Origin of the sequence: Streptomyces sp. NBC_01450, assembly GCF_036227505.1 — a bacterium.
GTDB lineage: Bacteria > Actinomycetota > Actinomycetes > Streptomycetales > Streptomycetaceae > Streptomyces.
Genome location: NZ_CP109480.1, coordinates 3,724,827 through 3,750,621, shown reverse-complemented (window position 1 = coordinate 3,750,621; position 25,795 = coordinate 3,724,827). Strand labels below are relative to the sequence as shown.

Below are 25,795 nucleotides of genomic sequence, written 5' to 3'. Positions count from 1 at the left end.
AAGGAGAACGGCCGTGTCCCACAGCACGGTGCCTCGGAGCGGGACCGAGGCCGACACGACAGGGAAGACTCCGGTGGCGTCCGGCGGCGCCACCGGCTCCCGGGAGAAACGTCCCTCCGGGAAGGTGAGCCTGCGGCTCAGGTTCAGACGCGACCGCGTCCTGCTCCTGATGACGCTGCCCGCGGTCCTGCTGGTCCTGCTCTTCAACTATGTGCCGATCCTCGGCAACCTCGTCGCCTTCCAGGACTACGACCCGTACATCAGCGACAACGGCATCGTCTCCATGCTGCACAGCCCCTGGGTGGGCATCGAGAACTTCCAACGGGTCTTCGCGGACTCGGCGTTCTGGGATGCCGTGCGGAACACCCTCGTGCTGTTCTTCCTCCAGCTCGTCCTGTACTTCCCGATCCCGATCGCGCTGGCGCTGCTCATCAACAGTGTGGTCAGGCCCAGGGTCCGGGCGCTCTCGCAGGCGATCCTCTACCTGCCGCACTTCTTCTCCTGGGTGCTGGTCATCGCCGTCTTCCAGCAGCTCTTCGGCGGCGCCGGAATCCTCTCGCAGCTGCTGCGGCAGCACGGGTACGACGGCCTCGACGTCATGACCGACCCCAACACCTTCAAGTTCCTGATCACCGCGGAGAGCGTGTGGAAGGACGCCGGCTGGGGGATCATCGTCTTCCTCGCCGCGCTGTCCTCGGTCAGCCCGGACCTGTACGAGGCCGCCGCGATGGACGGCGCGGGTCGCTGGCGCCGCATGTGGCACGTCACGCTGCCCGCGCTGCGCCCGGTGATCGCCCTGCTGTTGGTGCTCCGCGTCGGTGACGCCCTCACCGTCGGCTTCGAACAGATCCTGCTCCAGCGCGACGCCGTCGGACCAGGTGCGGCGGAGGTCCTCGACACCTTCGTCTGGTGGAACGGCGTCCGCAACCAGGACTTCGGCTACGCGGCGGCCGCCGGACTGATCAAGGGCGTGGTCAGCCTCGGCCTGGTCCTCGCCGCGAACAAGGTGGCCCATCTCATGGGCGAGCAGGGGGTGTACAAGAAGTGACCGCCGTCATCGACAAACCCGTGCGCGGCCCCGGCCGCTGGGCCGCGCCGCCCCGGCCGGTGTGGGAGGAGGAGCCCAGCAAGGCCGGCCTCGCGGGCAAGGGACTCGTGCTGACCCTCGCCTGCGTGGGGATCTTCTTCCCGCTGTGGATCGTCATCGTCACCAGCCTCTCCTCACGGAAGACCATCGACGAGGCCGGCGGCCTGGTGATGGTGCCCAAGGGCATCACCTTCGTCGCCTACAAGGAACTCCTCAGCGGCGGCCAGGTCACCCGCGCCTCCGTCATCAGCATCCTGATCACCCTCGTCGGCACGCTGTTCTCCATGACGGTGTCCGTCCTGTGCGCCTACGGCCTCTCCCGCATCGGCTCGCTCGGCCACCGCTGGATCCTGCTGGCGCTGCTGGCGACCATGTTCTTCAGCGCCGGTCTCATCCCGACCTATCTGCTGGTGCAGTCGCTGGGCCTGACCGACAGCTATCTCGCGCTGATCCTCCCGAGCGCGATCAGCGTCTTCAACATCCTGGTGCTGCGCGGCTTCTTCATGGGTATCTCGCAGGAACTCATCGACAGTGCCCGCATCGACGGCGCCGGTGAGCTCCGCATTCTGTGGCAGATCGTCATGCCGCTCTCCCGCGCGGTCCTCGCGGTGATCACCCTCTTCTACGCCGTCGGGTACTGGAGCGCCTGGTTCAACGCCTCGCTCTACCTCAACGACCAGGACATGATGCCGCTGCAGAACGTCATGATCCAGCTCGTGCAGAAGCAGGAGGCCCCGGTGGGCCTCGGCCAGGCCATCAAGACCGGCCAACTGTCCGGACTGGCGGTGCAGATGGCGGTCATGGTGATGGCGTTGCTGCCGGTGGCCGTGTTGTCGCCGTTCGTGCAGCGGCATTTCAAGAAGGGCATGCTGACGGGCGCGGTGAAGGGCTGACCGGCGCCTGTTGAAGAGGGCGCTTCGGTCGTTCGGTGGCCGCGGGTGGTTCGTGGCCGGCCGCGCCCACGCGGCGGAGCCGCATATCGATACAGCCCCGCGCCCCTCAGGTAACTCCCCTGACCGTCTCTCCGTAGAACGAGGTATGTCATGCACGCGTCCCGACTGAGCCGCCGGGCCGTTCTCGCCGGGACCGCGGCCGCCGCCGCGCTCACCACCGGGGCCCTCCAGGGCCGCGCGCACGCCGCCGAGGTCACGGCCGCCACCCCCTCCTACCGCTGGCGCAACGCCGTCATCGGCGGTACCGGATTCATCACCGGGGTGCTGTTCCATCCGGCCGTACGAGGGCTCGCCTACGCCCGGACCGACATCGGTGGCGCCTACCGCTGGGACGAGCGTGCCGCCCGCTGGACCCCGCTCACCGACCACCTCGGCTGGGACGACTGGAACCTGCTCGGTGTCGAGGCGCTCGCCGTCGACCCCGCGCACCCGGACCGGCTCTACCTCGCCCTCGGCACCTACGCCCAGTCGTGGGCCGGCAACGGCGCGATCCTCCGCTCCGAGGACCGCGGCGCCACCTGGACCCGCACCGATCTCACCGTGAAGCTGGGCGGCAACGAAGACGGACGCGGGACGGGGGAGCGGCTGCTCGTCGACCCGCGTGACAGTGGCACTCTCTGGCTCGGTACCCGGCACGACGGGCTGCTCAAGTCGTCCGACCGGGGAGCCACTTGGGCAGTCGTGAGCGGCTTCCCGGCCACCGCGAGCGCCTCCGGGCAGGGTGTCACCTTCCTCGTCGCCGTCGGCCGTGCCGTCTACGCCGGGTGGGGTGACGGCGACGGGACCGCGACCGCCGTCAACCTCTACCGCACCACGGACGGCACCACCTGGGAGCCCGTCCCCGGGCAGCCCACCGGCACCTCCGCCAAGGTCCCGATCCGCGCCGCCTACGACCGCCACACCCGCGAGTTGTACGTGACGTACGCCGACGCCCCCGGGCCCAACGGCCAGTCGGCCGGCAGCGTGCACAAGCTCGCCACCGCCACCGCCACCGCCACCGACCGATGGACGGACGTCACCCCCGTCCAGCCCGGCGGCAGCGACACCTTCGGCTACGGCGGGGTCGCCGTCGACGCCCGCCGCGTGGGCACCGTCGTCGTCTCCACCAACAACCGGTGGGCCGACGGCGACACCGTGTTCCGATCCACCGACGGTGGCCGCACCTGGGCGTCCCTCAAGGACGTGGCTGTCTTCGACGTGTCAGAGACTCCTTTCCTCGACTGGGGAGACGACCAGCCGAAGTTCGGCTGGTGGATCCAGGCGCTCGCCCTCGACCCGTACGACTCGAAGCACCTCGTGTACGGGACCGGCGCGACCCTCTACGGCACCCGCGACCTCAGACGCTGGGCGCCGCGGATCCGCGGTCTGGAGGAGACGGCCGTGCGCCAACTGATCTCGCCCCCGGCCGGGGAGGCGCATCTGATCAGCGGACTCGGGGACATCGGCGTGATGTACCACGAGCGGCTCACGGCGTCTCCGTCGCGCGGCATGGCGACGAACCCCGTGTTCGGGTCGGCGACGGGACTCGCGCAGGCCGCGGACAGGCCGTCGTACGTCGTCCGGGCGGGCTGGGGCGACCACGGCAACGGCGCGTACTCCCGCGACGGCGGGCGGACCTGGGCGCCCTTCACGGCCCAGCCCGACATCGCCAAGGACGCACCGGGGCCGATCGCCACCAGCGCCGACGGCGGCACGCTGCTGTGGTCCTTCGTGCACTGGGACGGCACGAAGTACGCGGCTCACCGCTCGGCGGACAACGGCGCGACCTGGTCCGAGGTCTCCTCCTTCCCGAAGGGCGCCACGCCGGTCGCCGACCCGGCCGACCCGACGCTCTTCTACGCGTACGACACCGACACGGGAACGCTGTACGCCAGCACTGACAGTGGCCGTTCCTTCACCTCCCGTGCCGGTGGACTGCCTTCCGGGGACAACCAGTTCAAGCTGGCCGCCGCACCCGGGCGGAGCGGTGACCTGTGGCTGAGCGTGAAGTGGAACGGGCTCTACCGGTCCACCGACGGGGGCGTCACCTTCGCCAGGATCGCCAGCTGCTGGGCCTCGTACACCCTCGGCTTCGGCAAGGCGGCCGACGGCGCCGACTACCCGGCCGTCTATCAGGTCGGCTCCACGGAGACGATCACCGCCGTCTACCGCTCCGACGACGCGGCCGAGACCTGGGTACGGATCAACGACGACGCCCACCAGTGGGGCTGGATCGGCGAGGTCATCACCGGAGACCCGCGCGTGTACGGCCGTGTGTACCTCGGTACGAACGGGCGCGGCATCCAGTACGGGGAGCCGATCTGATGCCGACACACAAGAATCCGACGCCGACCCGCCAGGGACCGAGTCTCGGCGATGCCACCCGCGGCCGCGTCCTCTTCGGCGGCGACTACAACCCCGAGCAGTGGCCGCAGGAGCTCTGGCCGCAGGACGTACGGCTCATGAAGGAGGCCGGCGTCAACTCCGTCACCGTCGGCGTCTTCTCCTGGGCCAAGCTCGAACCCACCCCGGGGGCCAGGGAGTTCGGCTGGCTGGACCGGCTCATGGACCTGCTGCACGACAACGGCATCGGAGTCGTCCTCGCCACCCCCACCTCCTCGCCCCCGCCCTGGATGGGCCGGCTCCACCCGGAGACGCTGCCCCGCGACGCGGACGGCCGTATCGAGTGGTGGGGCGGCCGCCAGCACTTCGCCCACTCCAGCGCCACCTACCGGCGCCACGCCGCCGCCATCACCGAGGACCTCGCCGCCCGCTACGCCGGCCATCCCGCCCTCACGATGTGGCACATCAACAACGAGTACTGCACCTACGACTGGGGCGACGAGGCGGCCGCCGCCTTCCGCCGCTGGCTCCAGGACAGGTACGGCACACTCGACGCCCTCAACACCGCCTGGGGCACGGCCTTCTGGAGCCAGGGCTACGACGACTGGGAAGGCGTCCTCCCGCCCCGCCACGCCCATTACATGAACAACCCCACCCAGGTTCTCGACTTCAAGCGCTTCACCTCCGACGCTCTCATGGAGTGCTACCTCGCCGAACGCGACATCGTCGCCCGACACACCCCGCACATCCCCGTGACCACCAACTTCATGCCGTTCTGGCAGGGCCAGGACGCCTGGGCGTGGGCCGAGCGGGAAGACGTCGTCTCCGTCGACATCTATCCGGACCCGCGCGACCCGCTCGGCGGCCAGTACGGCGCGCTCGTCCACGACATGACCCGCTCGCAGGCCCGCGGCGGACCCTGGATGGTCATGGAGCAGGCGGCGGGGCCCGTGAACTGGCGGGGCGTGAACCACCCGAAGCCCCGAGGCCTCAACCGTCTCTGGTCCCTCCAGGCCGTCGCGCGGGGCGCGGACGCAGTCTGCTACTTCCAGTGGCGGCAGTCCCGGCAGGGAGCCGAGAAATTCCACTCCGGGATGGTCAGCCACGCCGGGGAGCGGGGCCGCACGTTCCAGGAGGTCAAGCGGATCGGGGCCGAACTCGCCCTGCTGAGCGGGAAAGTGGCGGACACCCGGGTCGTCGGCGCCGATGTCGCCGTACTGATGGACTGGAACGCCTGGTGGGCGAGCCAGCAGGACGGGCGGCTGTCCCACGAGGTCGACCACCAGGCCGTCGTGAGTGCCTGGCACCGCGCGCTGTGGGAGGCGAACATCACCACCTCCTTCGCCCACCCCGAGCACGACCTGTCCGCGTACAGGCTGGTCGTCGTCCCGCAGCTCTATCTGCTGACGGACACGGCGATCGACAACCTCGTCGGGTACGTGCGCGGCGGTGGCACGCTCGTCTCCGGCTTCCTGACCGGCGTCGCCGACCAGGACGACCGGGTGCGGCCCGGCGGTATGGACGAGCGGCTGCGCGAGCTCTTCGGCATCCGCACCCTGCACGAGTGGTGGCCGCTGGACGCCGGCGAGAAGGTCGACGTCGAGGGCTTCCGCGGCACGCTGTGGTCCGAGGAGATCGAGGCCGCCGACGACACCTACGCGGTCGTCCCGTACAAGGGCGGTGAGCTGGACGGTCTTCCGGCCGTACTGCGCAAGGGCCGCGCCTGGTATCTGTCCACCCTCCCCGAGCCCGAGGCGCTGTGGCCGCTGCTCGCCGGGATCGCCGAGGACGCGGGCGTAAGGCCGCCGCTCGACCACCTCCCGGCGGGCGTGGAGGCGGTACGCCGGGGCGAACTGCTCTTCCTGCTCCACCACGGACGGGACACGGTGACCGTGCCGGTGCCCGGACGCCACCGCGACCTGCTGACCGGTGAGGACGTCGTCGACGCCGTGGAGCTGGGGCGGTACGGGGTCGCCGTACTGGAGAAAGCGCCATGAGCGAGCCCGCCGACGGCTCCACCGACGCCCCTGCCCACGGCCTCACGGACGCTCCCGTCCACGGCTCCACCGACACTCCCGTCCACGGCACCTGGGAGCCCGCCCCCGCCGCCCGCTGGGAGGACGCCTTCCTGAGCGGGAACGGCCGGCACGGCGTCATGGTGTTCGGCGATCCGAACGACGACCGGGTCATCGTCAACCACCACACCCTGGTCCGCCCGAACGGCAGCGAGGCCGCCCGGCCGCCCGAGCTCGCCGCACGACTGAAGGGCGTCCAGGACCGGTTGCTGGCCGGTGACGTCACCGCCGGGGAGGACTTCACCGACGGGCGGCCGCTGCTGTGGGTGCAGCCCTTCCACCCGGCGTTCCAGGTGCGGTTGCTCCGGACGCCACGGGAGTCGCCCGCCTACCGGCGCGAGGTCGACTTCACCACCGGTGTCGTCCGCGCCGAGTGCGGGGGCCGACGCAGCGAGGTCTTCGTTTCGCGCGCGGACGACGTCATCGTCCAGCACGTGACCGAGGCCGATCTCACCGCCGACGTGCTGCTCGACCACCGACTGCCAGGAGTTCCATCGGATTTGACGGTAGGTCACGGTTCCGTCCTCACCGCCGAAGGCGCTCTCCTCACCCTGCGGGCCCGCTATCCGGGCAGCGAGCGGGCGTTCACGGGGGTGACGCTCGCCGTGGTCACCGGCGGCCGGACGCGCACCGCGCCGCCCGGGATCCGCATCGAGGGCGCGCGTTCGGTGCTGCTGCTCACGCGGGTACGACGGCACAAGGGGGAGTGGGACGCGCTCGCCGAGGCCCGTGAGCTGCGCGTCCTGCTGCCCGACGGCGACGGCGACGAGGACATGTACGACGTTCTCCTCGCCCGCCACACCGCCCTGCACCGCCCGGCCTACCTGCGGGCGGGGCTGGAGCTGGGCGCCGACCCGGCCGAACGGGCGCTTCCCGGCTCGGAACTGGTCGGCCGCCCGAAGAGCCCCGCCCTGCTCGAACGGCTCTTCGCGGCCGGTCGCTACCACCTGCTGTCCGCCGCCGGAATGCTGCCGCCACGCCTGACCGGGCTGTGGACCGGCGACTGGGACACCGCCTGGTCGGGGGCCTTCACCACCGACGCCAACGTCAATCTCCAGACGGCGTCGGCCGCCGCGGCGGCGCTCCCGGAGGTGTCCGAGGCCCATGCCGCCCTGATCCACGGCCAGTTGCCGCACTGGCGCGACAACGCCCGGGCGGTCTTCGGCACCCGGGGCGTCGTCGCCCCCGCGCACACCGACGGCGAGTCCGGGCACATCTACCACCTCAGCCGCGAGTACCCCCTGCACGTGTGGACCGCGGGCGCCGACTGGCTGCTGAAACCCCTCGTGGACCACGACGAGACGCGCGGCGCACGCGACCCGCGCCTGGCCGCCGCGCTCGCCGAAGTGGCGTACTTCTACGAGGACTTCCTCACCCGGACCGACGAGAACGGCCACGTCGTGATCGTGCCGTCGTACTCACCGGAGAACCGGCCCGCGGGCGCGAGCTGGATCACCCTCAACTCCGCGATGGACCTCTCGGCGGCGCGCCACGCCCTGCGCACGGCGGCCGACCACCACCCCGGACCCGACGCCGAGCGCTGGCGCGCGCTCGCCGACCGGCTGCCGCCGCACCGCGTCAACGCCGACGGGGCGCTCGCCGAGTGGGCCTGGCCCGGCCTCGACGACACCTACGACCACCGGCACCTCAGCCACCTCTACGGCGTCTGGCCGCTCGACGAGATCAACCCGTACGACACCCCCGAGCTCGCCGCGGCGGCCCACCGCGCCCTCGCACTGCGCGGCGCCGAGAACGACTCCGCGCACGGCCACCTCCACCACGCCCTGGTGGCGGCCCGGCTGCGGGACGGGGAGCGGGTGGCGGGAGCCCTCGACAACGTGCTGGCCGGGGACTTCTTCCATGTCTCCCTGATGAGCGGCCACTACCCGAAGCGGCACGTCTACAACGCGGACGCCGCCCACACGCTTCCCGCCGTGCTCATCGAGATGCTCGTCCAGTCCACGCCCGGACGGCTGGTCCTCTTCCCCGCGCTCCCCACGGCGTACCCGAGCGGCCGGCTCCACGGCATCCGCACCCGGTTCGGCGCCGAGGTCGACCTGACCTGGAGCCCGGAGGAGCGCACGGCCGTCATCCGCCCCACCCGCACCACGCGGATCGATCTCAGGACTTCCGCCGGCGCGCGACCGCTCTCCCTGAGCGCCGGAGAAGACTGCGTCCTCACCCTGGGGCCGCAGTAGCACCCGCAGTTCCCCCCCACCCATGGAAGGGACACCATGGCAACACGGACACTCGGCAGGGCCGCCAAGGCCCTGCTGGCCCCCGCGCTCGCGCTCGGCGCCACCGTCGGCCTCGCCTCCGCCCCCGCCCAGGCGGCCGTCTGGAGCTCCTGCGAGCAGTACGGGAACACCAGCCTCAACGGGTACACCCTTTACAACAACATCTGGGGCTCCGGCGCGGGCAGCCAGTGCATCTGGGCGAACTCCGGTACGAACTGGGGCGTCTGGGCCAACCACCCCAACACCGGTGGCATCAAGTCGTACCCGAACGCCAAGAAGGTGATCAACAAGTCGATCACCTCGCTCGGCTCGCTCAGCAGCGGCTACAACGTCACGGTCCCGTCGTCCGGCGCGTACAACACGTCGTACGACATCTGGGACACCGCCTACAAGTACGAGGTCATGCTCTGGGTGAACAAGACCGGAGCCGTCGGTCCGCTCGGCACCTCGCAGGGCACCCTCACCCTCGGCGGCCACACCTGGACCGTCTACAAGGGCAACAACGGATCCAACGACGTCTTCTCCTTCGTGCGCACCTCGAACTCCAGCTCCGGCACCGTCGACGTCCTGCCGATCCTCAAGTGGATCAAGGACACCAAGGGATGGTTCGGCAACGTCACCATCGGCGACCTCCAGTTCGGCTTCGAGATCACGTCCTCGTCCGGCGGCCTGGACTTCGCGACCAACGGCCTGTCGGTGAGCAGTAGTTGACCGATTCCGCTGGTGACCGTCAGTGGCCCGGTTCTCGCGTCGCGCGGGGGCCGGGCCGTCGCGACACGAGCCGCGCGGCACCGGCGCATCCGGCGCCGGCCAGCGCGAATCCCAGCACGCTGGGGTTCAGATAGTCGGGAACGGTGTCGGTGACGTAGCTGTCGCCGTCCCCCGTCTCGCAGACGAACCGGAGGGGCAGATAGCGCACCGTGTAGTCGACGATGCCGGGGTCCTGCGCCCACTCCTCCCAGCCCGGCGTACGGCAGGGCCGCAGCGGTGCCGAGTCGGTGCCGTTCTCCTCCGCGTCCATGACCGCGCCGACCAGATGGAGCAGGCCCCACACGTACAGGACGGCCGCGGCGGCCCCCATGAGGGCGGCGAGGACACGCAGCCACGCCACGCGGTCGGCCTGCCGCAGGCCGATCCGGCCGAGGGTGCTGAAGCAGTACCCGACGAAGGCGAAGGCCGCGACCAGGCCTCCGGGGAGGAGCGGCAGGAGCAGGTACACCATCCGGTGACTTCAGCAGCCCGAGATCTCATCGGCCGTGATGGAGGCCACAGTTCCGGCAACAGTAGCGTCACGGATCATGCGGGGGAGGCCCGCCCGGCCTCCCCCGCATTCGCGTGGCTACTCCGCCACCGGCAGTCGCGCCCCGTCCCGCAGGAACAGCGGGATGCGGTCCAGCGGGGCGTCGACGGTGACGGCCGCGCCGCCCTCGTACGTCTCACCGGTCCACGCGTCGGTCCACCAGGCGCCCGCCGGAAGGTACGCCGTACGCACTGTCGCGCCCGCCGTGAGCACCGGCGCGACCAGGAGGTCGGAGCCGAAGAAGTAGGAGTCGTCGACCGACCAGGCCGCGTGGTCCTCGGGGAACTCGAGGAACAGCGGGCGCATCACCGGCAGCCCCTCCTCGTGGGCCTCCCGCATGACGTCCAGTACATAGGGCTTCAGACGCTCGCGCAGCCGCAGGTACTTCTCCAGGATCGCGCCGGCCTCCTCGCCGTACGACCAGACCTCGTTCGGGCCGCCGGTCATGTCGGGGCCCAGCGGCATCCCGGGGTCGCGGAAGCCGTGCAGGCGCATCAGCGGGGAGAGCGCGCCGAACTGGAACCAGCGGACCATCACCTCGCGGTACGCCGGGTCGTCGGGGTCGCCGCCGTGGAAGCCGCCGATGTCGGTGTTCCACCAGGGGATGCCGGAGAGCGCGGTGTTGAGGCCCGCGGCGATCTGGCGGCGCAGGGTCGGGAAGTCGGTGCCGATGTCGCCGGACCACAGGGCGGCGCCGTAGCGCTGGCTGCCCGCCCACGCCGAGCGGTTGAGGGTGACGATCTCGGTCTCGCCCGCCGCGAGCATGCCCTCGTAGAAGGTGCGGGCGTTCTCACGGGGGTAGAGGTTGCCGACCTCCAGACCCGGGCCCGCGTGATAGCGCAGGTTCTCCTGGAAGCCCGGCTTCAGCTCGGGCTCGCAGGCGTCCAGCCAGAAGGCCGAGATGCCGTACGGATCGAGGTAGTTGTCCTTGACGCGTGACCACAGGAAGTCGCGGGCCTCGGGGTTCGTCGCGTCGTAGAAGGCGACCTGGACGGTGGAGGCGACCTCCTTGTCGGGCCAGTCCGCGTGGGCCATCGGGCCGTACTGGGTGCCGATGAAGTAGCCGCGCTGCTCCATGAGCGGGTGGTTCTCGGAGAGCGGGGAGACCGACGGCCAGACGGACACGACCAGCTTGACGCCGAGTTCGGTGAGCTCGCGCCGCATCGCCGCCGGGTCCGGCCACTCGGCCGGGTCGAACTTCCAGTCGCCCAGGTGGGTCCAGTGGAAGAAGTCGCAGACGATGGCGGACAGGGGCAGGCCCCGTCGCTTGTACTCACGTGCCACGTCGAGGAGTTCGTCCTGGGTGCGGTAGCGCAGCTTGCACTGCCAGAAGCCGGCCGCCCACTCGGGCAGCATCGGCGTACGGCCGGTGGCGGCGCTGTAGCGGCGCTGGGCGTCGGCCGGGGTGCCCGCGGTGATCCAGTAGTCGAGCTGGCGGGCCGAGTCGGCGACCCAGCGGGTGCCGTTGCCCGCGAGCTCGACGCGGCCGATCGCGGGGGAGTTCCACAGGAAGGTGTAGCCCCGGCTGGAGGTGAGCACCGGGACGGTGACCTCGGCGTTGCGCTGGATCAGGTCCAGGACGGCGCCCTTCTGGTCGAACAGCCCGTGCTGGTGCTGGCCGAGGCCGTACAGCTTCTCGCCCTCGTACGCGGCGAAGCGCTGCTCCAGGCGGTGGTGGCCGTTTCCCGTCGGGGTGTACAGGCGTGGGCCGGGCCACCAGAAGTGGGCGCGCTCCTCGGCGAGGAGCTCCGTGCCGTCGGCCGTGCGGAGGAAGCGGATCTGACCCTCGGCGTCGACCTCGACGGTGAGTGCGCCGACCGTCAACCGGCCCTCGCCGTCCTGGATCTTGACGGTGCTCTCGGTCGCCTGCGGCTCGTCGAGGAGCGCGCCGGGGAGCCCTTCGAGGACGGGGCCGCCCAGGCGCGCGCGGACCCGGACCGCGTCCGGGCCCCAGGGCTCGATACGGACGGTCTCCTGACGGCCGCTCCACTCGAGCCCGCCGTCCCGCTCACGGAACGTGCCGACGGTCGGGGAGGACTGCGCGAGGCTGACCGCGCCTGACTTGGTCTGGTTTTCGACAGGCTGATTCACGGGGGCGCTCCTGAAGGAATGCAGACATGAGGAATGCAGACATGCAGACATGCAGACATGGGGGTGCCCGGGAGGAGGGCACGACGCTGGGGCTGTGGCAGTGCGGTGTGATGCGGAGTGATGCGGTGCGGGGTGGGGCAGGGAGTGGCCGGGCTCTTGGTCAGGCGGCGGTCGGCGCCGGGCCCGTGCTCGCCCGTACCGTCAACTCGGGTGCGATGAGCACGACTTCGTCCTTGCCGTGCCCTTCCAACTTGGCGATCAGATGCTCCACGGCGAGCCGGCCCATCTCCTGCGCCGGGATGGCGACCGAGGTCAGCCGCACCGAGGCCTGTGTCGCGACCTGGTCCGGGCAGATCGCGATCACCGACACGTCCTCGGGGACGGCCCGGCCCTGCTGGCGCAACAGTGCGAGCAGCGGCTCGACCGCGGACTCGTTCTGCACGACGAAGCCCGTGGTGCCGGGGCGCTCGTCGAGGATGCGGGCGAGGGTCAGGGCCATCGCGTCGTACCCGCCCTCGCAGGGACGGTGCAGTACACGCAGGCCCAACTCCCGCGAACGGGACCGGAGTCCGTCGAGGGTGCGCTCGGCGAAGCCGGTGTGCCGCTCGTAGACCGCGGGGGCCTCGCCGATGACAGCGATGTCACGGTGCCCCAGCAGCGCGAGATGCTCGGCGCACAGCGCGCCCGTCGCGCCGAAGTCGAGATCGACGCAGGTCAGGCCCGAGGTGTCGGCGGGCAGGCCGATCAGTACGGAGGGCTGGTCCGTCTGGCGCAGCAGGGGGAGCCGTTCGTCGTCGAGCTCCACGTCCATCAGGATCATCGCGTCGGCGAGCCCGCTGCCGGTGACGCGGCGCACGGCGTCGGGACCCTCCTCGCCGGTGAGCAGGAGCACGTCGTAGCCGTGCGTGCGGGCGTGGGTCGCCACCGCGATGGCGATCTCCATCATCACGGGTACGTACATGTCGGTACGGAGCGGGATCATCAGCGCGATGATGTTGGACCGGCTGCTCGCCAGGGCCCGGGCCCCCGCGTTCGGGTGGTAGCCGAGCTCCTGGATGCTCCGCTCGACCCGCTGCCGGGTGCCCGCGGAGATGGACCGCTTGCCGCTGAGGACATAGCTCACCGTGCTCGCCGAGACTCCGGCGTGCTGGGCGACCTCGGCGAGGGTGACCATCCAGCTCTCCAAGCATTGTGTGAAGCGCTTCGACAGTGCGCATTGCGGATAAGGGCGTGTGAGGGTGGCTCGACAGTAGCTCGACGGGTGGTGGGTGTCCATAGGTTGTCGAAGCGCTTCGACAGGATTCTTGCGGTGGGGATCGGGAGCCGTGGTCGTGCCGTGCGACGGCGCGTTCTCCGCGTCGCGCCTGGGCGTGCTTCCAGTGTCGTGCGCCGGTACGTTTCCCGCGCCGGACTTCGCCATGCGGCGGCAACCTTCTGAGGGTCGGTGGTCACTGAGAAGGCGTACGCAGACCGTTTTCCGGAAGGACCCCCGATGCAACACCGCCGACCGCGCCTGTCCAAGAAGGCGAAGACGATGCTCGCGGGAACGGTGGCGCTCGCGGCCGCCGCGGGTGTCACCGTCGCCCAGGCGGGTGAGGCCGGCAAGAAGTGCGGCGCCTTCGACACCGTCACGATGGGCAAGTACTACGTCAACAACAACCTCTGGGGGCAGGACGACGGCACGGGTACCCAGTGCGTCTGGGACACCTCGCGCTCCGGCGACACCATCGGCTGGGGCACGAACTACACCTGGACCAGCAAGGCCGGCAAGGAGAACAACGTCAAGTCGTACGCCAGTACCGTGCTCGGCTGGCACTGGGGCTGGAAGGCCGACAAGGCGGCCACCGAGCTGCCCGTCCGGGTCGGCGACCGCAAGCCGGTCAAGACCAGCTGGGAGTTCTCGGTCAGTTCCAGCCCCGGCACCATGAACGTCGCGTACGACCTGTGGCTGCACGCCAAGAACGACGCGGACTGGCAGGACCAGCCCACCGACGAAGTCATGGTCTGGCTCAACCGCCAGGGCGGTGCGGGCCCCCTCGGCACCAAGTACGGCAGCGTCAGCCTGGACGGCGCCATGTGGGACATCTACCAGGGCGACATCGGCTGGAAGGTGTACTCCTTCGTCCGCCGCACCAACACCACCAAGGCCTCCCTCGACCTCGACGACTTCACCCAGGCCCTGGTCCGCCGCAAGCTGCTCGGCAACGACAAGTACCTCTCCGGCATCGAGTCGGGCAGCGAGGTCTTCCGCGGTTCGGGACGGCTGGACACCAAGGCGTATTCGGTCGACATCGGCTGACATCGGACCAAACCCTTGGGGTACACGTTCACGCGAACGCGCGCGGACGTTCACGCGAACGCGCGCGAGGACTGGTGGGGTCACCCGTATTCGGGTAAATACGATCGAGTAGAACCGATCGGTAACGATGGTCCCCAAGATCCCTATGCGCGGCGAGGTGAGCCTCATGTCCGCAACACCCCACCAGCCCACCGTCACTGAACGTGAGGCACGTCAGGTCGCGGAGGCGGCCCGCGAACAGGACTGGCGCAAGCCCAGCTTCGCCAAGGAACTGTTCCTCGGCCGCTTCCGCCTCGACCTGATCCACCCGCACCCCATGCCCCCCGAGGACGACGTACAGCGCGGCGAGGAGTTCCTCGCCAAGCTGCGCGACTTCTGCGAGACGAAGATCGACGCGGCCCGTATCGAGCGCGAGGCACAGATCCCCGACGAGGTCATCGACGGCCTCAAGGACCTCGGCGCCCTCGGCATGAAGATCGACACCAAGTACGGGGGCCTCGGTCTCACCCAGGTGTACTACAACAAGGCGCTCGCCCTCGTCGGCTCCGCGAACCCGGCGATCGGCGCGCTGCTGTCCGCGCACCAGTCGATCGGCGTACCGCAGCCGCTGAAGCTCTTCGGCACGCAGGAGCAGAAGGACGTCTTCCTGCCGCGCTGCGCCCGCACCGACATCTCGGCCTTCCTCCTCACCGAGCCGGACGTCGGCTCCGACCCGGCGCGGCTGGCCACGAGCGCCGTCCCGGACGGCGACGAGTACGTCCTCGACGGGGTGAAGCTCTGGACGACCAACGGCGTCGTCGCCGATCTGCTGGTCGTCATGGCGCGCGTCCCGAAGTCCGAGGGCCACAAGGGCGGCATCACGGCGTTCGTGGTGGAGGCCGGCTCCGAGGGCGTCACCGTCGAGCACCGCAACGCCTTCATGGGCCTGCGCGGTCTGGAGAACGGCGTCACCCGCTTCCACCAGGTCCGCGTCCCGGCCGCGAACCGGATCGGCCCGGAGGGCGCGGGCCTGAAGATCGCCCTCACCACGCTCAACACCGGACGCCTGTCCCTGCCCGCCATGTGCGTGGGCGCGGGCAAGTGGTGTCTGAAGATCGCCCGCGAGTGGTCGGCGGCGCGCGAGCAGTGGGGCAAGCCGGTCGCCTTCCACGAGGCCGTCGGCTCCAAGATCTCCTTCATCGCGGCCACCACCTTCGCCCTCGAAGCCGTCGTCGACCTGTCCTCCCAGATGGCCGACGAGGACCGCAACGACATCCGTATCGAGGCCGCCCTCGCCAAGCTGTACGGCTCCGAGATGGGCTGTCTGATGGCCGACGAACTGGTCCAGATCCGCGGCGGCCGCGGCTTCGAGACCGCCGAGTCGCTGGCGGCGCGCGGCGAGCGGGCGGTGCCCGCCGAGCAGATCCTGCGCGACCTGCGCATCAACCGCATCTTCGAGGGCTCCACGGAGATCATGCACCTGCTGATCGCCCGCGAGGCCGTGGACGCGCACCTGTCGGTCGCCGGTGACCTCATCGACCCCGACAAGTCCTTCTCGGACAAGGCGAAGGCAGGCGCGAACGCCGGTGTCTTCTACGCCAAGTGGCTGCCGAAACTGGTCGCCGGACCGGGGCAACTCCCACGCTCGTACGGTGATTTCAACCGGCACGTGGATCTCTCCCCGCATCTGCGCTACGTCGAGCGCAACGCCCGTAAGCTCGCCCGCTCCACCTTCTACGCCATGTCCCGCTGGCAGGGCCGGATGGAGACCAAGCAGGGCTTCCTGGGCCGGATCGTCGACATCGGCGCCGAGCTCTTCGCGATGAGCGCGGCCTGCGTCCGCGCCGAACACCTGCGCCTCACCGGACAGCACGGCCGCGAGGCCTACCAGCTCGCCGACGCCTTCTGCCGCCAGTCCCGCATCCGCGTCGACGAACTCTTCGGCCGGCTGTGGAGCAACACCGACGACCTCGACCGCAAGGTCGTCAAGGGCGTGCTCGCGGGCACGTACGAATGGCTGGAGCAGGGCGTGATCGATCCGTCCGGGGAAGGCCCCTGGATCGCCGACGCGACGCCCGGCCCGAGCCGGAAGGAAAACGTCCACCGCCCCATTCGCTGACCCTTTCCCCAGGAATTCACTGCCGTCCCGGTTCGCCATTTCCACGCTTGCCGCACCGAATATGTGCGTCGACAATGAGGAGAATGGCGAACGGGGACGGCAGATGCGCCAAGGAATCGGGGAAGAACACGCTCACGGCCTTTCCGCGCAGCTGACGCGCGCCCGCGCCGAGGCCCGGCGGCAGCTGGACGAACCGGATCCCGCAGGGGCCCTGCGGACCGTCCGCAAGGAAGTGCGGCCGCTCGGGCAGAAGCTGCGCGAAGCCGCGCCCGAGACCTTCGAGGCGCACCGTGACGGCCTCGCGGTTCTCCTCAACGACTGCGCGCTGGCCCTGGTCGACACGGAACCGCGCCCGGCGGTTCCTTCCTTCGACGCCGTACGGATCCGGCGCATCGACCTCCGTGACGTCGACGGTCTGCTGGACGCCGGCCGGCCGGGGGAGCGGCCCGTCATCCAGCAACTCTTCCGCGGCGCGCTCGACGTGGTCGACGATCCCGTCCTGCGCGAGGTGATCAAGGCGAATCAGCAAGGCGTCCATATTCTCCAGCGGGCCAACCACTGGATACGGATGCTCGTGGACGCCGTTTAGAAATGGCCAGTCGCGCTCGGCTGCTGTGCTCAGTTGCGGGGGGAATCCCATGCCAGGTAAAGGTCTGGACGCCATCACCGGCAGGATCATGCGGGCGGGCGAGGGCCGTGTGCTGCGCCGGCTGCAGCGTGTCGTCGATCAGGTCAACTCCCTGCAGGACGAGTTCAAAGCCCTCTCCGACGAGGAACTCCAGTCCCTCACCCCGGAGTTCAAACAGCGCCACACCGACGGCGAGAGCCTGGACGACCTGCTGCCGGAGGCCTTCGCCGCGATGCGCGAGGCGGCCTGGCGGACCCTGGGCATGCGTCACTTCGACGTCCAGGTGATGGGCGGCGCGGCGCTCCACCTCGGCAACATCGCCGAGATGCAGACGGGGGAGGGCAAGACCCTCGTCGCCACCCTCCCCGTGTATCTGAACGCCCTGTCCGGCAAGGGAGTGCACCTCGTCACGGTCAACGACTACCTCGCCGAGCGCGACGCCGAGTGGATGGGCCGCGCCTACCGCTTCCTGGGCCTGACCGTCGGTGTCATCAAGTCCGAGTCGACACCCGCCGTACGCCGCGCCCAGTACGCCTGCGACATCACCTACGGCACCAACACCGAGTTCGGCTTCGACTACCTGCGCGACAACATGGCCTGGTCGAGGGACGAACTAGTACAGCGCGGCCACCACTTCGCGATCGTCGACGAGGCCGACTCCATCCTCATCGACGAGGCCCGCACCCCGCTGATCATCTCCGGGCCCGCCGACCAGCCCACCCAGTGGTACGAGGCGTTCGCGGGGCTCGTACGACGGATGAAGGGCGTCCGCGTCCAGGAGGAGCTCTTCACCCGGCCGGCCGAGAAGGAGGAGCTGGCGACGCTGCGGACCACGTACGACTACGAGTACGACCCCAAGAAGCGCACCGTCGCGATCCTGGACCGGGGCGTCGAGTACCTCCAGGACCAGCTCGGCATCGAGAGCCTGTACGAGTCCGACCACACCTCCCTCATCGGGCACCTCAACAACGCCCTGAAGGCCAAGGAGCACTTCAAGAGGGACAAGGACTACGTGGTCGTGGACGGCGAGGTGCTGATCGTCGACGAGCACACCGGCCGCATCCTCGCGGGCCGCCGCTACAACGAGGGGCTGCACCAGGCGATCGAGGCGAAGGAGGGCGTGACGATCAAGGACGAGAACCAGACCCTTGCCACGATCACCCTGCAGAACTTCTTCCGCCTCTACGAGAAGCTCGCCGGCATGACCGGTACGGCGATGACGGAGGCGGCCGAGTTCCACCAGATCTACCAGCTCCAGGTCGTGCCGATCCCGACCAACCGGCCTCCCAAGCGCGTCGACGACCCCGACCAGATCTACCGCACCGTGGACGCCAAGTACGCGGCGATCGTGGAGGACATCGCCGAGCGGCACGCCCAGGGGCAGCCGGTCCTCGTCGGCACCACCTCGGTCGAGAAGTCCGAGCTGCTCTCCGCGCTGCTCAGGAAACGCGGTGTCCGGCACGAGGTGCTCAACGCCAAGAACCACCAGCGCGAGGCCCAGATCGTGGCCCAGGCGGGCCGCAAGGGCGCCGTCACCGTCGCCACCAACATGGCGGGCCGCGGTACCGACATCATGCTCGGCGGCAATCCCGAGTCCGCCATAGCCGCCGAGCTGGAGCAGCGCGCACTCACCGAGGAGGAGCACCCCGAGGCCTGCCGCGAGGTGCGCGAGCGCGTCACCGCCGCGGTCGGGGCGGCGTACGAGGAGGTCAAGGAGCTCGGCGGGCTCTATGTGCTGGGCACCGAGCGCCACGAGTCCCGCCGTATCGACAACCAGCTGCGCGGCCGCTCGGGACGCCAGGGCGACAACGGCGCCTCCCGCTTCTACCTCTCCCTGGAGGACGACCTGATGCGCCTGTTCCGCGCCCAGGTCGTGGACCGCGTGATGTCCATGGCGAACGTCCCCGACGACATCCCCATCGAGAACAAGATGGTCACCCGCGCCATCGCCTCCGCCCAGGCCCAGGTCGAGCAGCAGCACTTCGAGTCCCGCAAGGACGTCCTGAAGTTCGACGAGGTGCTCAACCGGCAGCGCACCCTCATCTACGCCGAGCGCCGCCGCGTCCTGGCGGGGGAGGACCTGCGCGAACAGCTCCTGCACTTCATGGACGACACGGTGCGGGCGTACATCGAACAGGAGACGAGCGAGGGCTTCCCCGAGGAATGGGACCTGGAGCGGCTCTGGGGCGCCTTCAGGCAGCTCTATCCGGTACGGGTCACGATCGAGGACCTGGAGGAGGCGGCCGGCGACCGCGCGGACCTCACCGCCGACGACCTGACCGAGGCCGTCACCGAGGACATCCACGACCGCTACGAGGAACGCGAGACCGAACTCGGCGCCGAGGCCCTGCGCGACCTCGAACGCCTGGTCGTGCTCAACGTCCTCGACCGCAAATGGCGCGAGCACCTCTACGAGATGGACTACCTCCGCGACGGCATCGGCCTGCGCTGGACGCTCGGCCGGGAACCCATCGTCGAGTACGAGCGCGAGGGCTTCGACATGTACGGCGCGATGACCGACGCCATCAAGGAGGAGTCCGTCGGCTACGTCTTCAACCTGGACGCCTCCAGCGGTGCGTCCGGGACCCTCGAACGCCGCGACCGCGTCGAGGACCTGCACTTCACGGCCCCCACCATGGACACGGCGGAGGGTGTGGTCGAGGGCGACTTCGCCCCGGCCGACGCCGCCACGCCCGCCCCCGCATCGGCCGCGGAGCCGTCGGGCGGCGGCGCGCGCCCCGGCAGGTCCAGGGCGCGGCGCCGCCGCAAGCGGTGAGGAGAGCGTCAGCAGTACTTGTCGCTGGGGTCCCGCGTCGTCCACGAGCACGCGTCGACCTTGCTGCCGTTCGCCTTGGTGAGCGTGGCGGTGTCGCTGGTGTTGTTCCAGACGTACGCGCGGCGGTTCTGGTACTTGTCCGCCGCGGTGTCCCTACCGCTGCCCGTGTGCACCTTCATGGTCTTGCCCGCCCCGATCTTCACGTCGGGGAAGGTGTACCGGTGGTTCGAGACGTCCTTCAGGATCCAGCCCTTGAGCGAGATCGCCCCGGAACCGGTGTTCTTGATCTGCACCCACTCGGCGTTGAGGCTCGCGTTGGAGCGGTTGTCCGAACCGGGGCTGTCGAACCAGACGTGGTGGATGGTCACACCGCCGGCCGCCTGCGCCGGAGTGCCGAGAAGGAACGTGCCCGTCAGTGCCACGACGCTCGCGAGCGCGGGCAGGGCAGCGCGTATCCGCATGAGAACCCCCCAGGGTTTCGCCCCCCGGCCGGTCGTCCACCGGCCAGTGAGAATGATGAAGTGCTATCACATGATCTTCACGCGGGATTCACAAGGGGTGATTTCGCTTCCTCCGGTACGTCGGGGTGCTAATGGGGTCAGAAGAGAGGAGAAGAGGGGAGCCCTGTCCTGCGCGGGTCGCGATGCGGCCACAATGGGGGGATGAGCGACAGTCCAGCCCCCCTCGCTGATCCGCATCTCGTCTTCGACCCCGTGGACGGAGTCCGGGATGTCGTGATCCTCGGCTCCACCGGCTCGATCGGCACCCAGGCCATCGACCTCGTGCTGCGCAACCCCGACCGGTTCCGGGTCACCGGGCTCTCCGCCGCCGGCGGCAGGGTCGGACTGCTCGCGGAGCAGGCCCACCGACTGCACGTGCGCACGGTCGCGGTCGCGCGCGAGGACGTCGTACCGGCGCTGCGGGAGGCGCTCGCGGCCGAGTACGCACCCGGTGAGGCCCTTCCCGAGATCCTGGCCGGCGCGGACGCCGCCACCCAGCTCGCCGCCTCCGACTGCCACACCGTCCTCAACGGCATCACCGGCTCCATCGGCCTCGCGCCCACCCTCGCCGCCCTGGAAGCGGGCCGCACCCTCGCGCTCGCCAACAAGGAATCGCTCATCGTCGGCGGCCCGCTGGTGAAGGCGCTGGCCGAGCCCGGTCAGATCATCCCCGTCGACTCCGAGCACGCGGCGCTCTTCCAGGCCCTGGCGGCCGGGACGCGCGCCGATGTGCGCAAGCTGGTCGTCACCGCCTCCGGCGGACCCTTCCGGGGCCGTACGAAGGCGGAGCTGGCGAACGTCACTCCCGCCGAGGCCCTCGCGCACCCCACCTGGGCCATGGGTCCGGTGATCACCATCAACTCCGCGACCTTGGTCAACAAGGGGCTGGAAGTCATCGAGGCGCACCTCCTCTACGACATTCCCTTCGATCGCATTGAGGTGGTGGTGCACCCGCAGTCGTATGTCCACTCGATGGTTGAGTACACGGACGGATCGACACTGGCCCAGGCGACGCCCCCCGACATGCGGGGGCCGATCGCCATCGGTCTCGGCTGGCCCGGGCGCGTCCCGGACGCGGCGCCCGCCTTCGACTGGACCAAGGCGTCGAGCTGGGAGTTCTTCCCGCTCGACAACGAGGCGTTCCCCTCCGTCGGGCTCGCCCGGCATGTGGGGCAGCTCGCGGGCACGGCCCCGGCGGTGTTCAATGCCGCCAACGAGGAGTGCGTGGACGCGTTCCTGAACGGCGCCCTGCCGTTCAACGGGATCATGGAGACCGTCACCCGGGTGGTCGAGGAACACGGCACACCCGGAACGGGAACTTCCCTGACCGTGGCGGACGTCCTCGAAGCGGAGACCTGGGCACGCGCCCGGGCCCGTGAACTGACCGCACAGACGGCACGGACAGCACCAATGACACAGATGACAACCGCGGAGGCTCGTGCATGACGACCCTGATGATGATCCTCGGCATAGTCGTCTTCGTGGTCGGCCTGCTCATCTCGATCGCCTGGCACGAGCTGGGACATCTGTCGACGGCCAAGCTCTTCGGCATCCGCGTGCCGCAGTACATGGTCGGCTTCGGGCCGACCATCTGGTCGCGGAAGAAGGGCGACACCGAGTACGGGGTGAAGGCGGTCCCGCTCGGCGGCTACATCCGCATGATCGGGATGTTCCCGCCCGGCCCCGACGGCCGTATCGAGGCACGCTCGACCTCCCCCTTCCGGGGCATGATCGAGGACGCCAGGTCGGCCGCCTTCGAGGAGCTCCAGCCCGGCGACGAGACCCGCCTCTTCTACACGCGCAAGCCGTGGAAGCGCGTGATCGTGATGTTCGCGGGCCCGTTCATGAACCTCATTCTGGCCGTCGCGATCTTCCTCGGCGTGATGATGACGTTCGGTGTGCAGACCCAGACCACCACGGTCGGCAAGGTCTCGGACTGTGTCATCCAGCAGAGCGAGAACCGCTCCAAGTGCGCGTCGAGCGACGTGGCCGCGCCCGCCAAGGCCGCCGGGCTCAAGGGCGGCGACAAGATCGTCGCGTTCAACGGCAAGGCGATCGACGACTGGGCGGTGCTGCAGTCCGACATCCGCGCCAACCCCGGCAAGGACGTCACGATCACCGTTGAGCGGGGGGGCCAGAAGGTCGACCTGACCGCCCACCTGATCAAGAACCAGGTCAGCAAGACCGACGGCGACGGCGGCTATGTCGAGGGCAAGTACGTGTACGCCGGCTTCCTCGGCTTCACGCCCGCGTCCGGCATCGTCCAGCAGTCGTTCGGCCAGTCCGTGAACCGCATGGGCGACATGATGCAGAACGGCGTCGAGTCGCTGGTCTCGCTGCCCGGCAAGATCCCCGACCTGTGGGACGCGGCCTTCGGCGACGGCCCGCGCAAGGCGGACTCCCCGATGGGCGTGGTCGGCGCGGCCCGTATCGGCGGCGATGTCTTCACGCTCGACATCCCGGCATCGCAGCAGGTCGCGATGATGCTGCTGCTGGTCGCCGGCTTCAACCTCTCCCTCTTCCTGTTCAACATGCTCCCGCTGCTCCCGCTCGACGGCGGGCACATCGCGGGCGCGCTGTGGGAGTCGCTGCGGCGCAACGCGGCGAAGGTGCTGAAGCGGCCCGACCCGGGCCCGTTCGACGTGGCGAAGCTGATGCCGGTGGCCTATGTGGTGGCCGGGATCTTCGTCTGCTTCACGATCCTCGTACTGATCGCGGACGTTGTTAACCCGGTGAAAATCTCCTAGTCGGTCTCTGGGCAGGACACCGTTCGTGGCGGCCGGGCACCCTGGGTGCCCGGCCGCCATCCGTTGGGTGGGTTTAGGGGCGTGATGTGCTCGGGCGTGCGCCGGTGCCGTAATCTCGGAGCCTGGAGCCCACGATTCCGGGACCTTGATCCACAACTTGGGGTTGCACAGCAGATGACTGCGATTTCTCTCGGCATGCCGTCCGTTCCGACCAAGCTCGCAGAGCGTCGGAAGAGCCGGCAGATCCAGGTCGGAACCGTGGCCGTGGGTGGAGACGCACCCGTCTCGGTGCAGTCGATGACGACGACGCGTACGTCGGACATCGGCGCCACGCTGCAGCAGATCGCCGAGCTGACGGCCTCCGGCTGCCAGATCGTACGAGTGGCCTGCCCCACCCAGGACGACGCCGACGCGCTCGCCACGATCGCCCGCAAGTCGCAGATCCCGGTCATCGCGGACATCCACTTCCAGCCGAAGTACGTCTTCGCGGCGATCAACGCCGGCTGCGCGGCCGTCCGGGTGAACCCCGGCAACATCAAGCAGTTCGACGACCAGGTCAAGGAGATCGCGCGGGCCGCGAAGGACACCGGCACCCCGATCCGGATCGGCGTCAACGCGGGCTCGCTCGACAAGCGGCTGCTCCAGAAGTACGGCAAGGCGACCCCCGAGGCGCTCGTCGAGTCCGCCCTCTGGGAGGCGTCCCTCTTCGAGGAGCACGACTTCCGGGACATCAAGATCTCGGTCAAGCACAACGACCCGGTCGTCATGGTCAACGCCTACCGGCAGCTGGCCGCGGCCTGCGACTACCCCCTGCACCTCGGTGTGACGGAGGCGGGCCCCGCCTTCCAGGGCACGATCAAGTCGGCGGTGGCGTTCGGAGCGCTGCTCTCCGAGGGCATCGGCGACACGATCCGTGTCTCCCTGTCGGCCCCGCCCGCCGAGGAGGTCAAGGTCGGCCTTCAGATCCTGGAGTCGCTGAACCTCAAGCAGCGCGGCCTCGAGATCGTCTCCTGCCCGTCCTGCGGGCGCGCCCAGGTCGACGTGTACAAGCTGGCGGAAGAGGTCACCGCCGGTCTGACGGGTATGGAGGTCCCCCTCCGCGTCGCCGTCATGGGCTGCGTCGTGAACGGGCCCGGTGAGGCCCGTGAGGCCGACCTCGGCGTCGCCTCCGGCAACGGCAAGGGGCAGATCTTCGTCAAGGGCGAGGTCATCAAGACCGTGCCCGAGTCGAAGATCGTCGAGACGCTCATCGAGGAAGCGATGAAGCTCGCCGAGCAGATGGAGGCGGACGGTATCGCCTCCGGCGAGCCTTCGGTGTCGGTGGCGGGCTGACCCACGGGGCGGGAACCACGGTGTCCCGCCCCCCGCCGCCCCTACCCGTCCCCTCCTCACTTGGGGGCTCCGCCCCCAAACCCCCGACCGGCCTGAACGGCCTCGTCCGCAACCGCTGGCCAGGCTGAAGACGCCCGCAGCGCCCCGTCAGGCGCGCAGGGAACTGCGCGCCCAGCCCCCACGCACCCGCAGCCGAACCACTGCGGGCGGCCGGGATATCCGGGGCGCAGCCCCGGCCGAGGGGCGCGGGGAACCGCGCGATCGGCCCCACGCGCCCGCAGACAAATGACCCCGGACGGACGGGGACACAGGGCGAAGCCCGGGTCCAGGGGCGAGGGGAACCGCGCGGACCGCACCCGCCCGCCCGCGGCCGAAGCCCCGGCCGATACAAGGGGCGGCGAGGCACAACCTCGCCAGGTACAGTGCGGAGATCAGCAGACCGTATGGTGAGGCCCCCGCACGTGTTGACCCAGACCACCACCAGGGTCCTCGAACCGAGTGACCTGGACGCCGCGCTCGCCGTCCTCGACCGCGACCCGGTCGCCAACGCCTTCGTCGCGTCCCGGGTACAGGTCGCGGGCCTCGACCCATGGCGGCTCGGCGGCGAGATGTGGGGCTGGTACGAGGACGGCATGCTGCGCTCCCTCTGCTACGCGGGGGCCAACCTGGTCCCGATCTGCGCCACCCCACGCGCCGTCCGCGGCTTCGCCGACCGGGCGCGAAGGGCGGGCCGCCGCTGTTCCTCGATCGTCGGCCCCGTCGAGGCCACCGCCCAGTTGTGGCGGCTGCTCGAACCCAGCTGGGGTCCGGCCCGCGAGGTCCGCGCCCACCAGCCCCTGATGGTCACCGACCGGCTCCCCGCCGACATCGCCCCGGATCCGTACGTCCGCCGCATCCGCAAGGACGAGATGGAAACGATCATGCCGGCGTGTGTGGCGATGTTCACCGAGGAAGTCGGCGTCTCACCGCTCGCCGGTGACGGCGGCCTGCTCTACCAGGCGCGGGTGGCCGAACTCGTCGGCACCGGCCGCTCGTTCGCCCGCCTCGACCAGAACGGCAAGGTCGCCTTCAAGGCCGAGATCGGCGCCGCCACCTCGCAGGCCTGCCAGATCCAGGGGGTGTGGGTCGCCCCCGAGTACCGGGGCCAGGGGCTCGCGGCCCCGGGCATGTCCGCCGTCATGCGCTACGCCCTCGCCGACGTCGCCCCGCTCGTCAGCCTCTACGTCAACGACTTCAACACCCCGGCCCGGGCGACGTACCACCGTGTCGGCTTCCAGGAGATCGGCGCGTTCATGAGCGTGCTGTTCTAACGCTCGATAGGGGTACGGGGAACTCCGCGACCGTCCCCGA

18 protein-coding genes are annotated in these 25,795 nt (G+C 69.9%); 14 read left to right on the top strand and 4 right to left on the bottom strand.

Features of this window, described 5'->3' with window-relative positions; all coding sequences use genetic code 11:
• The first annotated feature begins 13 nt into the window (after positions 1 to 13).
• The 6 genes from OG568_RS16680 (at position 14) to OG568_RS16655 (ending at position 9,385) form a co-directional block, all read left to right on the top strand.
• Positions 14 to 1,048: an ABC transporter permease gene (locus OG568_RS16680; protein ID WP_329532159.1), complete on the top strand. Its 1,035-nt coding sequence runs from the start codon at positions 14 to 16 to the stop codon at positions 1,046 to 1,048.
• Entirely contained in the window at positions 1,045 to 1,980 is a 936-nt protein-coding gene (locus OG568_RS16675; RefSeq protein ID WP_329532158.1) for a carbohydrate ABC transporter permease, read from the top strand. Before OG568_RS16680 ends, OG568_RS16675 begins: the two co-directional genes overlap by 4 nt.
• A 150-nt stretch (positions 1,981 to 2,130) precedes the next feature.
• Entirely contained in the window at positions 2,131 to 4,344 is a 2,214-nt protein-coding gene (locus OG568_RS16670; protein ID WP_329532157.1) for a 1,4-beta-glucanase, read from the top strand.
• Entirely contained in the window at positions 4,344 to 6,359 is a 2,016-nt protein-coding gene (locus OG568_RS16665) for a beta-galactosidase (RefSeq protein WP_329532156.1), read from the top strand. Before OG568_RS16670 ends, OG568_RS16665 begins: the two co-directional genes overlap by 1 nt.
• Complete coding sequence (locus OG568_RS16660) at positions 6,356 to 8,635, top strand: glycosyl hydrolase family 95 catalytic domain-containing protein (protein WP_329532155.1); 2,280 nt, start codon at positions 6,356 to 6,358, stop codon at positions 8,633 to 8,635. The genes OG568_RS16665 and OG568_RS16660 overlap by 4 nt, the downstream gene beginning before the upstream one ends.
• Positions 8,636 to 8,671: 36 nt before the next feature.
• Positions 8,672 to 9,385 (top strand): glycoside hydrolase family 12 protein, encoded by a 714-nt coding sequence (locus OG568_RS16655; protein WP_329532154.1) that lies wholly within the window; start codon positions 8,672 to 8,674, stop codon positions 9,383 to 9,385.
• A 19-nt stretch (positions 9,386 to 9,404) separates the two neighbouring features.
• Here OG568_RS16655 and OG568_RS16650 read toward each other — a convergent pair whose 3' ends face one another.
• The 3 genes from OG568_RS16650 to OG568_RS16640 all read right to left on the bottom strand — a co-directional run bounded on the left by OG568_RS16650 (position 9,405) and on the right by OG568_RS16640 (position 13,239).
• A complete protein-coding gene (locus tag OG568_RS16650; RefSeq protein ID WP_329532153.1) occupies positions 9,405 to 9,896 on the bottom strand; it encodes a hypothetical protein in 492 nt (163 codons plus the stop codon).
• A 117-nt stretch (positions 9,897 to 10,013) separates the two neighbouring features.
• Complete coding sequence (locus OG568_RS16645) at positions 10,014 to 12,065, bottom strand: glycoside hydrolase family 31 protein (RefSeq protein WP_329532152.1); 2,052 nt, start codon at positions 12,063 to 12,065, stop codon at positions 10,014 to 10,016.
• A 160-nt stretch (positions 12,066 to 12,225) separates the two neighbouring features.
• Positions 12,226 to 13,239, bottom strand: coding sequence for a LacI family DNA-binding transcriptional regulator (locus tag OG568_RS16640; RefSeq protein ID WP_266430732.1), 1,014 nt, complete (start codon positions 13,237 to 13,239; stop codon positions 12,226 to 12,228).
• Between the two features lie 318 nt (positions 13,240 to 13,557).
• Here OG568_RS16640 and OG568_RS16635 point away from each other — a divergent pair, with 318 nt between their 5' ends.
• The 4 genes from OG568_RS16635 to secA all read left to right on the top strand — a co-directional run bounded on the left by OG568_RS16635 (position 13,558) and on the right by secA (position 19,866).
• Complete coding sequence (locus OG568_RS16635; protein WP_329532151.1) at positions 13,558 to 14,364, top strand: GH12 family glycosyl hydrolase domain-containing protein; 807 nt, start codon at positions 13,558 to 13,560, stop codon at positions 14,362 to 14,364.
• A 166-nt stretch (positions 14,365 to 14,530) separates the two neighbouring features.
• Positions 14,531 to 16,462: an acyl-CoA dehydrogenase family protein gene (locus tag OG568_RS16630; protein ID WP_266586291.1), complete on the top strand. Its 1,932-nt coding sequence runs from the start codon at positions 14,531 to 14,533 to the stop codon at positions 16,460 to 16,462.
• A gap of 103 nt (positions 16,463 to 16,565) precedes the next feature.
• Positions 16,566 to 17,051: a hypothetical protein gene (locus tag OG568_RS16625; protein ID WP_266586293.1), complete on the top strand. Its 486-nt coding sequence runs from the start codon at positions 16,566 to 16,568 to the stop codon at positions 17,049 to 17,051.
• A gap of 49 nt (positions 17,052 to 17,100) precedes the next feature.
• On the top strand, positions 17,101 to 19,866 hold the full coding sequence (gene secA / locus OG568_RS16620; protein WP_329532150.1) for a preprotein translocase subunit SecA: 2,766 nt from the start codon (positions 17,101 to 17,103) through the stop codon (positions 19,864 to 19,866).
• 8 nt (positions 19,867 to 19,874) lie between these two features.
• Here secA and OG568_RS16615 read toward each other — a convergent pair whose 3' ends face one another.
• Complete coding sequence (locus OG568_RS16615) at positions 19,875 to 20,327, bottom strand: lamin tail domain-containing protein (RefSeq protein ID WP_329532149.1); 453 nt, start codon at positions 20,325 to 20,327, stop codon at positions 19,875 to 19,877.
• 201 nt (positions 20,328 to 20,528) lie between these two features.
• On the opposite strand from OG568_RS16615, the gene dxr reads away from it, so the two are divergent.
• The 4 genes from dxr (at position 20,529) to OG568_RS16595 (ending at position 25,755) form a co-directional block, all read left to right on the top strand.
• Positions 20,529 to 21,812: a 1-deoxy-D-xylulose-5-phosphate reductoisomerase gene (gene dxr, locus OG568_RS16610; protein ID WP_329532148.1), complete on the top strand. Its 1,284-nt coding sequence runs from the start codon at positions 20,529 to 20,531 to the stop codon at positions 21,810 to 21,812.
• A complete protein-coding gene (locus OG568_RS16605; protein ID WP_329532147.1) occupies positions 21,809 to 23,113 on the top strand; it encodes a M50 family metallopeptidase in 1,305 nt (434 codons plus the stop codon). Before dxr ends, OG568_RS16605 begins: the two co-directional genes overlap by 4 nt.
• Positions 23,114 to 23,287: 174 nt before the next feature.
• The gene (ispG, locus tag OG568_RS16600) at positions 23,288 to 24,445 is read left to right on the top strand and encodes a flavodoxin-dependent (E)-4-hydroxy-3-methylbut-2-enyl-diphosphate synthase (RefSeq protein WP_095852303.1); all 1,158 of its coding nucleotides are present in this window, start codon (positions 23,288 to 23,290) and stop codon (positions 24,443 to 24,445) included.
• A gap of 461 nt (positions 24,446 to 24,906) precedes the next feature.
• Positions 24,907 to 25,755, top strand: a complete 849-nt coding sequence (locus OG568_RS16595; protein ID WP_329532146.1) for a GNAT family N-acetyltransferase — start codon at positions 24,907 to 24,909, stop codon at positions 25,753 to 25,755.
• Positions 25,756 to 25,795 lie beyond the last annotated feature (40 nt).

Coding starts and splice junctions, on each gene's coding strand:
- OG568_RS16665 (WP_329532156.1), top strand. CDS start 4,344: ATGCCGACACACAAGAATCCGACGCCGACCCGCCAGGGACCGAGTCTC.
- OG568_RS16635 (WP_329532151.1), top strand. CDS start 13,558: ATGCAACACCGCCGACCGCGCCTGTCCAAGAAGGCGAAGACGATGCTC.
- OG568_RS16670 (WP_329532157.1), top strand. CDS start 2,131: ATGCACGCGTCCCGACTGAGCCGCCGGGCCGTTCTCGCCGGGACCGCG.
- OG568_RS16630 (WP_266586291.1), top strand. CDS start 14,531: ATGTCCGCAACACCCCACCAGCCCACCGTCACTGAACGTGAGGCACGT.
- OG568_RS16605 (WP_329532147.1), top strand. CDS start 21,809: ATGACGACCCTGATGATGATCCTCGGCATAGTCGTCTTCGTGGTCGGC.
- OG568_RS16625 (WP_266586293.1), top strand. CDS start 16,566: ATGCGCCAAGGAATCGGGGAAGAACACGCTCACGGCCTTTCCGCGCAG.
- OG568_RS16615 (WP_329532149.1), bottom strand. CDS start 20,327: ATGCGGATACGCGCTGCCCTGCCCGCGCTCGCGAGCGTCGTGGCACTG.
- OG568_RS16650 (WP_329532153.1), bottom strand. CDS start 9,896: ATGGTGTACCTGCTCCTGCCGCTCCTCCCCGGAGGCCTGGTCGCGGCC.
- dxr (WP_329532148.1), top strand. CDS start 20,529: ATGAGCGACAGTCCAGCCCCCCTCGCTGATCCGCATCTCGTCTTCGAC.
- OG568_RS16655 (WP_329532154.1), top strand. CDS start 8,672: ATGGCAACACGGACACTCGGCAGGGCCGCCAAGGCCCTGCTGGCCCCC.
- OG568_RS16660 (WP_329532155.1), top strand. CDS start 6,356: ATGAGCGAGCCCGCCGACGGCTCCACCGACGCCCCTGCCCACGGCCTC.
- ispG (WP_095852303.1), top strand. CDS start 23,288: ATGACTGCGATTTCTCTCGGCATGCCGTCCGTTCCGACCAAGCTCGCA.
- OG568_RS16640 (WP_266430732.1), bottom strand. CDS start 13,239: ATGGTCACCCTCGCCGAGGTCGCCCAGCACGCCGGAGTCTCGGCGAGC.
- secA (WP_329532150.1), top strand. CDS start 17,101: ATGCCAGGTAAAGGTCTGGACGCCATCACCGGCAGGATCATGCGGGCG.